Annotated in this window: 11 protein-coding genes and 1 riboswitch; of the genes, 4 read left to right on the top strand and 7 right to left on the bottom strand. The window is 49.2% G+C overall.

Annotated features, from left to right (window positions below):
• Positions 1–124: 124 nt before the first annotated feature.
• The 3 genes from NBH16_RS08505 to NBH16_RS08495 are packed head-to-tail and all read left to right on the top strand — an operon-like array spanning position 125 to position 3,904.
• Positions 125–1,318 carry a serine hydrolase domain-containing protein gene (locus NBH16_RS08505; RefSeq protein ID WP_005867235.1) on the top strand — a complete coding sequence of 398 codons (1,194 nt, stop codon included), beginning with the start codon at positions 125–127 and terminating at the stop codon, positions 1,316–1,318.
• Between the two features lie 36 nt (positions 1,319–1,354).
• The gene (locus NBH16_RS08500; protein WP_008773681.1) at positions 1,355–2,473 is read left to right on the top strand and encodes a carbohydrate-binding family 9-like protein; all 1,119 of its coding nucleotides are present in this window, start codon (positions 1,355–1,357) and stop codon (positions 2,471–2,473) included.
• Positions 2,474–2,500: 27 nt separating this feature from the next.
• A complete protein-coding gene (locus NBH16_RS08495; protein ID WP_250788367.1) occupies positions 2,501–3,904 on the top strand; it encodes a C1 family peptidase in 1,404 nt (467 codons plus the stop codon).
• Between the two features lie 134 nt (positions 3,905–4,038).
• Here the strand turns inward: NBH16_RS08495 and NBH16_RS08490 are convergent, their stop codons facing one another.
• Both NBH16_RS08490 and gltX read right to left on the bottom strand, forming a co-directional pair.
• Positions 4,039–5,274, bottom strand: a complete 1,236-nt coding sequence (locus NBH16_RS08490) for a 3-deoxy-D-manno-octulosonic acid transferase (RefSeq protein WP_008773682.1) — start codon at positions 5,272–5,274, stop codon at positions 4,039–4,041.
• 2 nt (positions 5,275–5,276) lie between these two features.
• A complete protein-coding gene (gltX, locus tag NBH16_RS08485) occupies positions 5,277–6,794 on the bottom strand; it encodes a glutamate--tRNA ligase (RefSeq protein ID WP_044545256.1) in 1,518 nt (505 codons plus the stop codon).
• 95 nt (positions 6,795–6,889) lie between these two features.
• On the opposite strand from gltX, the gene NBH16_RS08480 reads away from it, so the two are divergent.
• Entirely contained in the window at positions 6,890–8,929 is a 2,040-nt protein-coding gene (locus NBH16_RS08480; protein ID WP_250788365.1) for an HD family phosphohydrolase, read from the top strand.
• Positions 8,930–9,035: 106 nt separating this feature from the next.
• Here NBH16_RS08480 and NBH16_RS08475 read toward each other — a convergent pair whose 3' ends face one another.
• The 5 genes from NBH16_RS08475 to scpA all read right to left on the bottom strand — a co-directional run bounded on the left by NBH16_RS08475 (position 9,036) and on the right by scpA (position 16,391).
• Positions 9,036–9,527, bottom strand: a complete 492-nt coding sequence (locus NBH16_RS08475) for a low molecular weight protein-tyrosine-phosphatase (protein ID WP_005867226.1) — start codon at positions 9,525–9,527, stop codon at positions 9,036–9,038.
• 59 nt (positions 9,528–9,586) lie between these two features.
• Positions 9,587–12,049 carry a replication restart helicase PriA gene (gene priA / locus NBH16_RS08470; protein WP_005867224.1) on the bottom strand — a complete coding sequence of 821 codons (2,463 nt, stop codon included), beginning with the start codon at positions 12,047–12,049 and terminating at the stop codon, positions 9,587–9,589.
• Positions 12,050–12,136: 87 nt separating this feature from the next.
• A complete protein-coding gene (locus NBH16_RS08465; protein WP_005867222.1) occupies positions 12,137–12,745 on the bottom strand; it encodes a porin family protein in 609 nt (202 codons plus the stop codon).
• A 292-nt stretch (positions 12,746–13,037) separates the two neighbouring features.
• Positions 13,038–13,240: riboswitch (cobalamin riboswitch) on the bottom strand.
• A gap of 19 nt (positions 13,241–13,259) precedes the next feature.
• Positions 13,260–14,114: a type II pantothenate kinase gene (coaW, locus tag NBH16_RS08460; protein ID WP_008773692.1), complete on the bottom strand. Its 855-nt coding sequence runs from the start codon at positions 14,112–14,114 to the stop codon at positions 13,260–13,262.
• A gap of 129 nt (positions 14,115–14,243) precedes the next feature.
• Entirely contained in the window at positions 14,244–16,391 is a 2,148-nt protein-coding gene (gene scpA, locus NBH16_RS08455; RefSeq protein ID WP_005854126.1) for a methylmalonyl-CoA mutase, read from the bottom strand.
• Positions 16,392–16,395 lie beyond the last annotated feature (4 nt).

Genomic DNA, 16,395 nt, shown 5'->3' with positions numbered 1-16,395 from the left:
TATATTTGTATCTATGAAAAAAGGGACAATAATATGGAGTTAGTAATCTTTCTTGGAGTTGTCGGGATTATTTGCCTAATAGGCTTAATTTACACGTATACCCCTTCAGGCAAAAAGTGGTTACATGAAAAATAATTCAAATAAAGGAATTCAAAACAATAAACACTATTTGTCTCGAAGCGTGAGATGGATAGTGTTTATTTTTATAGTAGGAATCGGAGGGTATCTAACGTTACCCTCCAATTATTATTTGCGCAGAGCGCTTACTCATTTATTACCCAAGATCGATCAATATCCGATTTTCGAGAACCGGGTCGTAAAAGCAGGTTCGCCCCGCCCTTGGGAACTATCGGAAGCTTACAATACGAAAAGTATTCCAGAGCGTTATCTTCCCCGGTTTGAGGAGCTGGGTACGGTTGCCTATGTAATCATCCAAGACAATCGACTGCTATTCGAGCAATATTGGGAAGATTATTCCCCGGAATCGCATAGCAACTCCTTCTCGATGGCGAAAAGCATCGTCTCGTTAGCGATCGGCTGCGCTATCGACGATGGATTTATCCGCGATGTCGATCAACCGGTAAGCGACTTTTTCCCGGAATTCAAGGGATACGACGGAAAGGCCCTAACGCTTCGCCATTTGCTGACCATGAGCGCCGGCGTGGATTTCGACGAGGCTTACAGCTCTCCTTTCTCTCCTACCACCCAGTTGTATTATGGCGATGACCTACAGGAAATCGCCTTCGGGATGAAAGAGATCGACGAGCCCGGCGTAAACTTTATCTACCAAAGCGGCGTGACACAACTGCTGGGCTTTATCGTGGAGAAGGCTACCGGGGAGAAACTCAGCGATTATGTATCCCGCAAACTATGGACTCCGATGCACGCTGAGGAAAGCGCCCTTTGGAGCCTCGACCGGAAGGACGGCATGGAAAAAGCCTATTGCTGTTTCAACAGTAACGCCCGTGATTTCGCCCGCTTCGGACAATTATTACTCAACAACGGTCAATGGGATGGCCAGCAATTGATCTCTCCCGCTTATTTGGCGGAAGCGACAAGCCCCGATACCCGTCTTGTCTATAAGGATCTCGGCAAACCCAACCATTGTTACGGATTCCAATACTGGATTCTCGATTACAAAGGGATGAAGATCCCTTATATGAGAGGAATCTTGGGGCAATATGTCTTCACGCTCCCGGAAAAGAACGCCGTGATCGTAAGACTCGGGCACAAACGCAGCGATACTTATACCGCCGACCAACATTATCCGGACGATATAAATACATGGTTGGACGCGGCGATGGACTTACTTCAATAAGAATCTATTTATCAAACGATCTAAAAATAAACGCACATGAGAAAAACGATTTTAACGACAGCGCCATTGGCGGCACTCCTATTGCTTTCTTGCGCACAGAAACCCAGTACGCAAAAGCCGGACATCACGTATATGCCGCAACCACCGTTCAATCCGCCGACGTATGTTTGCTACAAGGCCCCCGCTCCTATCAAGATCGACGGAAAGCTTTCTCCCGGGGAATGGGACGCGATACCTTGGACCAGCGACTTCGTGGATATCGAAGGAGACAAACGCCCGGCCCCTCACTTCCAGACCCGGGCCAAGATGACTTACGATGATAACGGAATGTACTTCGCCGTCCTTATGGAGGAGCCGCACGTATGGGCGACCATCACGGAACACGACGCCGTGATCTTCCATGACAACGACTTCGAGATCTTCCTGAATCCTACGAACGACACCCATAATTATCTGGAGTACGAGGTGAACGCCTTAGGTACGGAATGGGACTTGTTCTTAACCCGCCCCTACCGGGATAATCCGCAAGTATTGAATAACTGGGAGTTCGCCGGAATGAAATCCGCTGTTTATGTGGACGGTACGCTGAATAACCCGAAAGACACGGATAAATCATGGAGCGTAGAGGTATTCATTCCTTGGACTTCCGTATTCCAAATGGACAGAGGAAAAGAAAAGCCGGAAATCGGCGAGCAGATCCGTGTGAACTTCTCCCGTGTGGAATGGACAACGGACGTGAAAGACGGTAAATACGTGAAAGTCCCTATCCAAGGAGAGGATAAGATTCGCGAGTACAACTGGGTATGGGCGCCTACCGGGGTAATCAATATCCATATGCCCGAATACTGGGGTTATGTTCAAATATCGGATAAGATTGCGGGAGAAGGTGAGACTCCTTTCGTAAAACATCCTTCGGAGGAGACGAAATGGATCTTGCGTAATTTATATTACCGTCAGAATGAGTTCGCCGCGACCTTCGGGCATTATGCCGATAACATCAACGACTTGAAGGCAAACGAGCTATGCCCGCAAGAGATCGCCAATCAACTGGAAATACATACGACACCTTCTATGTACGAGATATCGCTACCCACATCGGACGGTACGGTATGGAATATCCGGCAAGACGGTCTGGTATGGCCTAAAAAGAAATAACACAATTTATTAATCAACTAAAATATCATGAAGCAAAAGAATTTATGGATAGCGGCCTTGGCTTTAGGCATCACGCTATCGGCTCACGGACAACAAAGCGGTGGAGGCATCTCACCCACGATGTTGCAGCAAATCAAACAGTCTTATCAGGGAACGCCGGCCGATAAGGCGATCCGTAACGCAATCACCAATAACGACATCAACAAGCTTGCCGTTAATGGGGAGAGCAAGAACAATTTGGATACTTACTTCTCCAATAAGGTAGAGAGCAAAGGGATCTCCAACCAACGTTCCTCGGGCCGTTGCTGGCTTTTCACGGGATTGAACGTATTCCGTGCGCAGGCGATCCATAAATACGACATGGGTGAATTCCAATTCTCCCAGAATTATTCTTTCTTCTGGGATCAATTGGAGAAAGCGAACCTTTTCTTACAGGGCATCATCGATACTCGTCTGAAACCGATGGACGACAAGATGGTGGAATGGTTATTCAAGAACCCGATCGGAGACGGAGGGCAGTTCACGGGTGTCTCCGATATCTTGACCAAGTATGGCGTGGTTCCCGCCGAGGTCATGGTAGAGACCAACAGTAGCAACAGTACCGGACGCATGAGCAACCTGATCGGATTAAAGCTGAAAGAATACGGCTTGCAACTTCGCGACCTGTCTACGACCAAAGGCACGACCGTAGCGGATCTGGAGAAAAAGAAAACAGAGATGCTAGGTACGATTTACCGTATGCTCGTATTGAACTTGGGAGAGCCGCCTACGAAATTCACGTGGACTCGCAAAGACGCTAAAGGGAATCCGGTAGAGACGAAGGAATATACGCCTCAGTCCTTCTTCCAAGAATATATCGGGGACGATTTGAAAAACAGCTATGTCATGTTGATGAACGATCCGAGCCGCGATTATTATAAGCTGTATGAGATCGATTACGACCGCCACGCTTACGATGGCAAGAACTGGACGTACGTAAACCTTCCGATCGAGGATATCAAACAAATGGCTATCGCTTCCATCAAGGACAGCACCATGATGTATTTCTCTTGCGACGTGGGCAAGTTCTTCGATCGTGACAGAGGTATTCTGGATGTAAACTTCTACGATTACGGTTCACTGATGGGTACGACTTTCGGCATGGATAAGAAACAACGTATCCAAACATTCGCCAGCGGTTCCTCACACGCCATGACCTTGATGGCTGTTGACCTCGACGCGAATGGAAAGCCGAAGAAATGGATGGTTGAGAATAGTTGGGGCCCCGGAGCGAACGCCGGCCACCTCATCATGACAGACCAATGGTTTAATGAGTATATGTTCCGTCTGGTAGTCAACAAGAAGTACATCACGGATCAAGTAAAAGAGATCTTGAAACAAACACCGACTCGCCTTCCCGCTTGGGACCCGATGTTCGCTGAAGAGGATTAAAATAAAATACGGATGAGATAGACAACGCGAATCGTTCAATTACCAATCCGTACATCTATCTCATCCGTATTCCATTGCTATATCAAAAGAGTCTGGGCATACAATCACTCGAATAGCAAACCCGGCTTTATCTATTAACGGATATGGATTTGCCGCAAGATCTGATCCGTCGCTCCTACACTGTTTTTCACAAAATCACCGGCAGCTTGCCCGGAGGTTTCCAAGGCTGTCGGGTCGGTCAATAACTCGTCCATCTTCGTTCGGAAAGAGGAATCATCTGTGATGGAGAAACCACCACCTACGGCGATCAGATCCTTCGCCTCCTTAAACTTATGGTATCTCGGGCCGAATAAGACCGGCATCCCATAAACGGCGGCTTCCAACGTGTTGTGGATACCCGCTCCGAAACCACCACCGATATAAGCGATCTGTCCATAGCGATAAATGGAAGATAAGAGTCCGAAACTGTCGATGATCAAGCAATCCTTATCGGCCAGATCATCCTCATGCGCCTCCGATAGACGGACGGACGGACGTTTTAGCATCGCCTCGATAGAAAGGAGATGTTCCCGGTGAATCTCATGCGGGGCGATAATCAACTTCATCTCCGGATGCTCATGGAAATAAGGGATAAAGATCGCCTCGTCTTGAGGCCATGAACTGCCGGCCACCATCACGATCGGCCTCTTACCCTCCTTGCTTTCCAAGAAACGTTCGATAAACGGAAGCTCACGAGCTTGCTTACGGACATCCAACACCCGATCAAAACGGGTATCGCCGGTCACCGTCACATTCGTGATACCGAACTCGTTCAAGAGTTTCATCGAACGCTCGTCCTGAACAAAAAGATGATTAAAATAAGATAGCATCTTCCGGTACGGCTTTCCGAACCATTGGAAAAATAGCTGGTCGGGGCGGAATATAGCGGAAATGATATAAACCGGTATTCCCCGCTTCCGCAACTCACGCAAATAGTTCCCCCAAAACTCGTACTTGATAAATATGGCGATCGCCGGGTTCGCCAAATTCAGGAACTTCTTCACCCGGAAAGGCGTATCGAAAGGAAGATAGCAGATCACGTCCGCTCCCTTGTAATTCTTCCGTACCTCATAGCCAGAGGGAGAAAAGAAAGTCAGCAACACCTTATACTCCGGATGTTCCGCCTTGATCTTCTCGATCATAGGACGCCCTTGCTCGAACTCGCCCAGCGAGGAGGCATGGAACCAGATGTATTTAGCGTTCCGGTCGATCTTCTCACGAAGTATGGAATTTGTTTTCCATTGCCCGAATCGCATCAGTCTCGCCTTTTTATGGAAAGGCGAGATCAAAGCGACTACAAAAGCGTAGAGATGTATTGCTAAACTGTACATGATTATTTTAATATCTCGATAGCCCGTTGGATACGGCGGATAGACTCCTCTTTACCTAAAGCCTCGGTGATATCAAAGATGCCGGGGCCCTTGCCCTCGCCAACCAAGGCCAGACGGGCGGCGTTCATGATATTCCCCAAATGATATCCCTTGCTCTCGATCCAAGCCTTGCACTCGTTCTCGGTACCTTCTACGTCGAACGGCTCACGGGCACGCAATTGCTCGATAAACTCACCCAATTGAACAGCCGAATCTTCCTTCCAGCGTTTCTTGCGAGTCTTCTCATCGTACTCCGTCGGGGCGATAAAGAAGAAAGAGCAAAGATCCCATAACTCACTCACGAAATTGACACGGCCTTTCATCATGCCGACTACTTTCTCTACATAAGCATGGGTAGTCTGGATACCGTGGCTTTCCACGATCGGCAAGAATAGGTCAGCGATCTCCGTATTACTCTTCTCCAGCAAATAGTGATGGTTAAACCATCTGCCTTTCTCATAATCGAACTTAGCACCGCTCTTGCTGCAACGAGACAGGTCGAACAAACGGATCAAATCATCCATGCTCATCACCTCTTGATCGTTACCCGGATTCCAACCCAGCAAAGCAAGGAAGTTTACGACAGCCTCGGGGAAATAGCCACTCTCACGATAGCCCGATGAAACATCACCCGTCTTCGGATCGTGCCATTCCAAGGGGAATACAGGGAAGCCCAGACGATCGCCGTCACGCTTGCTCAACTTACCGTTACCTTCCGGTTTCAACAGCAACGACAGATGGGCGAAACTAGGCATCGTATCTTCCCAACCGAAGAAACGATATAATAATACGTGAAGCGGCGCGCTCGGCAACCACTCCTCACCACGGATCACATGGGTAACCTCCATCAAATGGTCGTCAACGATATTCGCCAAGTGGTAAGTAGGCAATTGGTCGGCCGATTTATATAATACCTTATCATCCAAGATAGAGGAGTTGATAACGACCTCGCCACGGATCAAGTCGTTCACGTGGATATCCTCATTCGGCTCGATCTTGGCACGAACTACGTACTGATGACCTGACTCGATCAGGCTCTGAACCTCTTCCTGAGAAAGCGTCAACGAGTTGCGCATTTGCGAACGGGTAGAGGCGTCGTATTGGAAATTGGCGATCTCCTTCCGTTTCTCCTCCAACTCGGCAGGCGTATCGAACGCTATATAAGCATGGCCATCGTTCAGCAATTGATCGACATACTTCTTGTAGATCTCACGACGCTCGCTCTGGCGATACGGACCGTAGTTGCCGCCGAAGCTCACGCCCTCGTCGAACTTGATACCCAGCCAAGTCAAGGCCTCGATGATATAGTCTTCCGCCCCGGGAACGAAGCGTTGGGAATCCGTATCCTCGATACGGAGAATCATATCACCGCCATTCTGTTTAGCGAATAAATAGTTGTATAAAGCCGTGCGGACACCTCCGATATGCAGCGCCCCCGTAGGACTAGGTGCGAAGCGTACTCTTACTTTTCTTTGAGTCATAATACTTACATTCTATAATAATGCGGCAAAAGTACGCCTTTTTTTCCGCTTAGTGAAGTTTTTTACGTATATTTCGGACGCTAAAAGGAATCTATATGAAACAGAAGAATTACAATATACCGACCGTGGTCTACTTCGTGGTGACCGCGTTACTTATCGCCTACTTCTTCCCCCGGGAGGGAAAATTCCGTTATCAGTTCTATGAGGGCAAGCCTTGGAGATATGGATTACTCACCGCCCCGAGCGATTTCCCGATCTACAAGACCGACGACGAGGTAAAAGCGGAGAAAGACAGCGTACTCCGTAAGTTCGAGCCTTATTACCGCATGAACCCCGACATCCAGAAGCAAGAGGTCGAGAAACTGCGTGCCAACTACAATAACGGCAATAACTTGCGAAGCAAAGTATCCCCCGCTTACATGCAGTATATAGAGAGCAGCCTGATCAACTTATACAAGAACGGTATCATCTCGTCGCAGGATCTGGACGAGCTACGGAAAGAGGAATACTCCCGTGTCAACCTCTTGGAGAACGCCGTCGCGCAGACCCGCTACGTGAGCGACTTCTTCACCGTGCGCACCGCCTACGAGTTCATTATCAACAACTGCCCGCCGCGGCTGGACAAATCGATCCTGCAATCGTGTGACATCAATAACTACCTCACCGAGAACATATCCTATGCCGCCGACATGTCCGACAAGATCAAGGAGGATATGCTACAGAGCGTATCTATCGCTAACGGTATGGTACAAGCCGGAGAGCGTATCGTAGACCGGGGCGAGATCATCGACAACCATACCTACAACGTGCTCCGTTCCCTAAAGGCCATACACGAGGCCAAGACCGGAGGCACGCAGACGCAAGGCATCATATTGGCCGGGCAATTCGTGCTCGTCTTCGGGCTAATGTTCTGTTTCTGGCTCTACCTATGGTCTTTCCGCTTGAAGATATTCCACAACCGGAAGAACGTACTATTCTTGATCCTCTGCATATTCGTGAGTTGCATCCTTACGGAACTATGTGTTACCTACGCATTATTCAACGTATATATATTGCCGTTCGCCATCGTACCGATCGTAGTACGTACCTTCTTCGATTCCCGGACGGCGCTTTTCACGCACCTTATCATCGTGCTGATCTGCTCGTTGATGGTACCTTTCCCGCATGAGTTCCTGTTGCTACAAACCATAGCGGGCATGGTCGTGACGTTCAGCCTGAGAAACCTGAGCGAACGTTCACAACTGATCCGGTGCGCATTCTTCATCTTCCTCTCGTACGCCATCTGCTACATGAGCCTCACGTTGTTCCAAGAGGCGAACCTGAATAAGATCAACTGGATGATGATGCTCTATTTCGGCATCAACTTCATCCTCGTCATGTTCACCTACGTATTGGTATATATGCTGGAGAAGACGTTCGGCTACGTATCGGACATCACCTTGGTGGAACTGTCCAACATCAACAACCCGATCTTGAAAAAGCTTAGCGAGACTTGCCCGGGCACGTTCCAGCACTCCTTGCAGGTATCCATCCTCGCTTCCGAGGCGGCCGCCAAGATCGGCGCCAACGCCCAACTGGTACGTACCGGCGCCCTTTATCACGACATCGGGAAGATGAGCAACCCCGTCTTCTTCACCGAGAACCAATCGAGCGTGAACCCGCATAACCAGTTATCGTTCGACCAAAGCGCGCAGATCATCATCAGCCACGTCACCGAGGGCGTGAAGATCGCCGAGAAGGCCCTGTTACCCAAGGCGGTTATCAGCTTCATCCGTACGCACCACGGGCGTGGCAAGGCGAAGTATTTTTACAACTCTTTCAAGAACCAATACCCGGACAAGCCGATTAACGACGAGCTATTCACCTACCCCGGCCCGAATCCCTTCTCGAAGGAGACCGCCGTACTGATGATGGCCGATTCCGTGGAAGCCGCCTCCCGCAGCTTGAAGGAACATACCGAAGAGAGTATCAGCGCCTTGGTGAACAAGATCATCGACGGGCAGATCGCCGACGGCTTGCTAAAGAGCGCTCCGCTGACCTTCAAGGACGTGGAGACCATAAAGAGCGTATTCGTAGACAAACTGAAAACCATGTTCCATACCCGAATCAGCTATCCGGACTTGAAAAAACAATAATTATCAAGCAGATAGGCATACAGCCATCGGCACAGAACCATAATGCCTATTGTAAGGTTCTTATAATCGCAGTTATAAGCATCTTACAATGGGCATTCTAGCAACCTTACGATGGGCATCGTAATAATCGGCAATATTCCAACAACCCGGCGCAAGCGTCTTCCAATAGATCCAAGACCAGCTCAAAGCCCTCGGCACCGCTATAATAAGGATCCGGGACGTGATCGTACAACTTATTCCGGGAGAACTCGGTCATCCGATGTATCTTAGCGACGGATTCCAGATCGGGAGCCATCCGTTTCAAATCCGTTATATTTTGGTCGTCCATGCCGATAATCAAATCGAAGTCATGGAAGTCCCACTGACGTACCGGACGGGAGATCGAATCCAACGAATATCCCCTGCGAGCCGCATGCGCCCGCATCCTTGAATCTGCCCGGTCTCCCTCATGATAGCCGGTGATCCCGGCGGAATCGATCTCGATCCGAGCTTCCAGCCCCGCATCCTTCACCAACTTCTTCATTACCGCCTCCGCCGAAGGGGAACGGCATATATTTCCCAAACACACAAACAACAACCGTATCTTTTCCTCCTTCATCCCTAAGCTCCTTTCCTTTAATTTTCAATTTTCAATTCTCAATTCTCCATTTTCAATTCTCAAGCCGGGTCCACATCATAATGAACCAACAACTGCTTAAATAGCGCATATCCCTGCATCTCCGCATGAATCCCCTCCAATATCTCACGAAGCGGAGCGATCCCGGCGGATATCTCGATCTTCAAGACGATCTTCTTGATATGAAGCGTCTGTACCCGAGTGATAGGCGGCGTAACCGGCCCCAACACCCGCTCACCCAAACGAGCACGAAGTTTCTCGGCGTATAAAGCAGACATTTCCTGCAAAGCCTCCTCATTCCGACTTCGAAGGATCAAGACGATCAAACGGTAGTAAGGCGGGTAACGGAACATACTACGCTCGCTCAATTGCAAGCTCACCATTTCCTTATAAGCAAAATGCTGCACCATACGGATCAAAGGATGCTCCGGCTGAGTAGTCTGCAAGATCACCGTACCCCGCTTATCCCGTCGTCCGGCACGTCCGCTAACCTGTACCATCAATTGATAAGCCCGCTCGTGCGCCCGGAAGTCAGGGAAATTCATCAGGCTATCGGCACTCAGGATTCCGACCACGCTGACATTCCCGAAATCCAATCCCTTCGACAACATCTGGGTACCAATCAAGATTTGTGTCTTCCCCTTCTCGAAATCCGAGATGATCCGCTCGTAAGCCGTGCGGGTACGGGCCGTATCGAAATCCAGCCGCTCCACCTTCGCCGCTGGGAATTGCCCAGCGATCTCCTCCTCTACCTTCTCCGTACCGAAGCCTTGCATCTTGAACTCCGTCCCCTTACACTCGGGACATACCTGCGGCAAGCGGTAGGTATAACCGCAATAATGGCAAACCAGCTGATTATGCGCCTTGTGGTAGGTAAGGCTAACGTCGCAATTCACGCAACGAGGCACCCACCCGCACCCTCGGCACTCGATCATCGGGGCGAATCCCCGGCGGTTCTGGAATAGGATCGCCTGCTCGCCCCGGGATAGGGCCTCCCGCACCTTCTCCACCAACAGAGGGGAGAAAAGGGTATCTTTCATGATCTTCTTGCGCTTTAGCTCCTTCACGTCCACCGTAATAATCTCCGGCATCAAGCAATCACCGTAGCGGGTAGATAACTCAACCAGACCGTATTTCCCCGCCGTAGCGTTGAAATAAGAATCGATGGAGGGAGTGGCGGAACCCAATAAGGTCTTACCGCCGTGCATACCCGCCAAGACGATGGCAGCGTTACGGGCATGGTAACGGGGTGCCGGGTCCTGCTGCTTATACGTATTCTCATGCTCCTCGTCCACGATAATCAAGCCCAAGTCCTTAAACGGAAGGAAGAGGGACGAACGGACCCCCAATACCAGCATAGGCTCGTCGTTATGCAATAGCTTATTCCAAACTTCCACCCGCTCGTTATCCGAGAACTTAGAGTGGTAGACCAATAGCTTATCCCCGAATAATTTCGCCAGCCGTTCCGTGATCTGGGTCGTGATAGCGATCTCCGGCAACATATATAAAACCTGCCGCCCCAGCCGCAAGACCTCATGGATCAAACGGACGTATATCTCGGTCTTACCACTGGAAGTCACGCCATGAAGCAAGCAGACCTCTTTCGTCTTGAAAGCCTCATGGATCTCTCCATAGGCTTTCTCTTGCGCCGGACTGAGCGGATTCGGCTCTTGCAAGCGGCAGACAGATACTTGCAAACGACCCACCTCTTTCTCGTAACTCTCCAAGATACCCCGTTTCAGCAGCCCCTCCAATACCGCAGAGGTATAACCACTGCGTTCCAATAGCTCTTTCTTGGAAAGCTCCTTCGATAAAGCGGGATTCAAGGTATGGCTTAAATCCAAGAAGCTGACCAGCAGAAGCTCTTGCTTCTTCGCTCGTTTCAAATCCTCGAACACCGCCTGTAATTTCGTCTCATCCCGGTAAGCCTCGGCCAAACGGATAAACGCCTGTGTCTTGGGAACGAATCCTCGCTTTAGCTCCTCGCTCACCTCGACCGCCCCTTTCACCATCAAGGAAGAGACGATCGGGACAACATTTCGAAGACCGGTCTTCTTCTCCAACTCCGAGATCGTCAATTTCAAAACCCCGCTAAAAGCATCCAGTACCGCTTGCTCGTTCGGGCGCAAGGGGGCGGTGGCCTCGAAATCCTCATTATAAGTAACCGCCGTCTCGCTTTCCAACTTTAAGCCGGAAGGCAAGGCCGCCTTATACACGTCGCCCAGCTTACATATATAATAAGAAGATATCCATTTCCAGAAACGGAGTTGCGGACGGCGGAGCACCGGCGTGGCATCCAGCAAAGCGTAGATCTCCTTCGTCTCAAAATCGGATACCGGTTCCCGGTCGTGTACCTCCATGACGATAGCCGTATAATATCGTTTCTTCCCGAAATGCACGATCACCCGGCAACCGGGAGTCACGGCTCTCTCCAGATCTTCGGGTATCCGATAGGTATAGCTATTCTCCAAAGGAAGGGGAAGTATGACGTCCGCGTATTTCATTCAAACAGGTGTTTCATTACGAGCCCAAAAATAACAAAAAAGGCCGGACTTCTAAAGCCCAGCCTCTCTCATTTTATTTTCACCTATTTAGAACAAGATCGCTGCCGTGATAGACCATCCACGGTTCTTTCCGGCACCGTCGGAGAGGTTCACCTTCTCAATACTATAGTTATCAGTCAGTCCCAGACCATAATTGAAACCCACCTGCAAGTGGCTGATCAGTTCCACGCCGGCACCGAAGTTAAGACCTGCGCTGAAATTCTTCGCCTTCACCTGATCCGCTACGGAACCCGGGATATCCCAAAACTTATCACCGCCTACACGGAAACCGATATACGGACCGGCTGCCAGATACGCCTTGACGATCGGTAAGCCGAATTTCCATTTCAAGTTGACCGGAACATCGATATAATCCGTCTTCATCGAAGTCTTCACCCCGCCAGCCGAGGTCGTTTCCAAACCCTTTTGCGAATACAACACTGCCGCATCGATCCCGACACCCACCAACGGTAAGGTCGTCTCGATCATCGGACCCACTTGGAAGCCGGTTACGTTATCCGCTTTCAACACGTCCGAGTTGAAATGAACAGACGATATATTCACACCTCCCTTGATACCGAATTTAAGCTGAGCGTTCGCCGGAAGCGCCATCAACGCTAGCAAGGCAACCATAACAAGTCCCACAATTTTCTTCATATTCATACTTCTTTTGTTAATTACTCGTTGCAAATAAACGCACTTTTCTAATAATAAACAAATATTCTCTATAGAGTGTTCACGGAATACCCCAGTCCTTTAAACGCAAAGAAAGCATGCATCTTACACACGGAGCTCATCCCGTCGGTCAGATTCATGCTTCTTTCCCTAATTATTATGGCAAAATAATTATCCGAAACCATGAGACGACTTGATAAGAAAACCTTGGATAAAGAATAGTAAAAACCGGATACGGTTCTTGCGTTCTCTTCCGGCCTTTCCTCGAAGCCGTCGAAAATATACACGCCTTGCAGGTCTTCTGACTTACTTCCGGTCTTAAGCGCCTTCCCATTCACTTGAATGAACAGTGGCAACAGTATTGCTCAACCCGTTTATGAAGCTTACAGCAGCGGGACTGTCCGGGATTCTCACCCGATTCCCTTTTAATCCCTATCCGGCGATTGCCGAAAGGGAACAAAGCATGTAGCAAAGATACATAAAGTTTTGATGTAGCCTAACACTTTCCACAAAAAATATCCTTATATTCCCGGTTCCTGATATAGCATAAAGCCGCCCCGATAGCCGTGCGATATTCGGCATACTCCGGTATCTTGAAATGGACATCGCACATCTCCTCCAGACGGGGGAAAATATCCGGGCATTGTGGCAAGCGAGTCAGGTTACCGATCAATACGATATTCTTGATATCGCCATTTAACGAGGCGAAAACAGCTCCTTGTCCGATGGTCTGCAAGACCATATGAACGATACCGAGAGCGATATCCTCAACCTTAGCGTTCGCGTCCGCTTTTCCGAAAATAGAGGCTGTCACGTCCAGCGGCAGGCCGGGTAGCGGATGCGGCGTAATATCCCGGATATGCAAGTCGATATCATTCAAGGAACCGTGCTCGGCCAAAGACGCTATTTGGTGAAAGTCATGCGTTTTCAATAATAGCTTAGACAAGCCGAGGATTGTTCCGCCACCGATACCCAATCCCCCGATATGCTCGATCGTGGAGCCTTGTACCTTGACAAAGGAGGTACCCGTTCCCATGCTGACCACCAATAGACTGTCCAGTCCCGTATTATATTGCGCCCCTAGCCCATTCGCAAGGAACTCATCCGTCTTCGCAGTTGGTAAGCCATATAAAGGTTGATCGATATAGGCGCTACCTACACCCGTCAAGATCACTTTCTCTATATTCGAGAGCGAGATGTTATTATCATAAATATACTTACCGAAGGCTCCGAATAAAGAGGTTACCGGATCGGTAGCTTTCACGAACATCGGGTTCTTGATCTTCTTATCCTCCACGCCGACGATCTTGGTCGTGCTACCTCCCACATCTATACCTATAACGATTCCCATGATTCTTTCCCTTTTTAATTGAATAATCGCTACAAAAGTACATAAACCCGCATACAATACTAAAAAAGGCCGGACAAAATCAATTGTCCAGCCTCTCTTTATTTAAAAACCGTAAGGTCTAAACTCTATTTATTCGCCTAACAAGATCTCAAGGATCTGGCAAGCTGCCTTCGATACGGAAGTACCCGGGCCAAAGATAGCGGCAACGCCAGCCTTATACAAGAAGTCATAGTCTTGAGCCGGGATTACACCTCCAGCAATAACGATGATGTCCTCACGACCTAGTTTCTTCAACTCCTCGATAACCTGAGGAACCAACGTCTTATGACCAGCGGCCAAAGAAGAAACGCCCATTACGTGAACGTCGTTCTCCACAGCTTGACGGGCAGCCTCGGCCGGAGTCTGGAACAACGGTCCCATATCTACGTCGAAACCACAGTCCGCATAACCAGTAGCGACAACCTTAGCGCCACGGTCGTGTCCGTCCTGACCCATCTTAGCGATCATGATACGAGGCTGACGGCCTTCTTTCTTAGCGAATTGCTCGCAAAGCTCGCAAGCTTTCTGGAAGTCTGCGTCTTTCTTAGTTTCTGATGAATACACGCCTGAAATAGTTCTAATGATTGCTTTATAACGACCTACAACCACCTCGCAAGCATCGGAGATCTCTCCCAATGACGCACGCAAGCCGGCAGCCTTAACAGCCAACTCTAATAAGTTGCCCTTCTTCGTCTTCACGCACTCCGTGATATCAGCCAAAGCTTTTTGAACAGCGGCTTCGTCACGGTTAGCACGCAACTCCTTCAAAGCGGCGATCTGCTCGTTACGTACGGCTGTATTATCGATCTCAAGGATATCGATCGGATCTTCCTTCGGCAAACGATATTTGTTAACACCAACGATGGTCTGAACACCAGAGTCGATACGAGCCTGTGTACGAGCGGCAGCTTCCTCGATACGCATCTTAGGAAGACCTGTCTCGATGGCTTTCGCCATACCACCCATGCTCTCGATCTCTTGGATCAATGCCCAACCTTTATGTACCAACTCATTCGTCAAAGACTCTACATAGTAAGAACCAGCCCACGGGTCGATCTCCTTACAGATCTTAGTCTCTTCCTGAATGTAAATCTGTGTATTACGAGCGATACGAGCGGAGAAATCGGTCGGCAAAGCGATCGCCTCATCCAATGCGTTCGTATGCAAAGATTGTGTATGTCCTAATGTAGCGGCCATAGCCTCGATACAAGTACGTCCTACGTTATTGAACGGATCTTGCTCGGTCAATGACCAACCGGAAGTCTGGCTATGTGTACGCAATGCCAATGATTTCGGGTTCTTAGCGCCGAAGCTCTTCACGATCTTCGCCCACAACATACGAGCCGCACGCATCTTGGCGATCTCCATGAAGTGATTTACACCGATAGCCCAGAAGAATGACAAACGGGGAGCGAACGCATCCACATCGATACCGGCGTTGATACCGGCACGAAGATATTCCATACCGTCGCACAACGTATAAGCCATCTCGATATCAGCCGTAGCACCAGCCTCCTGCATATGATAACCGGAGATAGAGATAGAGTTGAACTTCGGCATCTTCTGAGAGGTGTACTCGAAGATATCAGCGATAATCTTCATGGAGAACTCAGGCGGATAGATATAGGTATTACGTACCATGAACTCTTTCAAGATATCGTTCTGGATCGTACCGGCCATTTCCTCCAACTTAGCACCTTGCTCCAAACCTGCGTTGATATAGAATGCCAATACCGGAAGCACACCACCATTCATGGTCATGGAAACAGACATCTTGTTCAAAGGAATACCATCGAACAACACTTTCATGTTCTCCAAGGAACAGATAGATACACCCGCTTTACCTACATCACCAACCACACGTTCGTTGTCGGCATCGTAACCACGGTGAGTCGGAAGGTCGAACGCAACGGACAAACCTTTCTGACCGGAAGCCAAGTTACGGCGATAGAAAGCGTTAGACTCCTCAGCGGTAGAGAAACCTGCGTACTGACGGATTGTCCAAGGACGCATAGCGTACATACCGCTGTACGGGCCACGTAGATAAGGAGGCAAACCAGAAGCATAGTTCAAGTGCTCCATACCCTCCAAGTCTTCTTTTGTATATACAGGTTTCACCTCGATATGCTCGGGTGTTTTCCAATTGGGCTCGATACCATTGGCTTTTGCCCATTCGGCAGCGTTTGTAGCTGCGAATCCGGCATTCTTTATATCTATGTTTTTAAAATTTGGTCTCATAATT

The organism is Parabacteroides sp. Y3-G-102, from assembly GCF_023656845.1.
Taxonomy (GTDB): Bacteria; Bacteroidota; Bacteroidia; order Bacteroidales; family Tannerellaceae; genus Parabacteroides; species Parabacteroides distasonis.
Note: the sequence above shows the minus strand (reverse complement) of the source record. Positions and strands in the feature narration are given on the sequence as shown.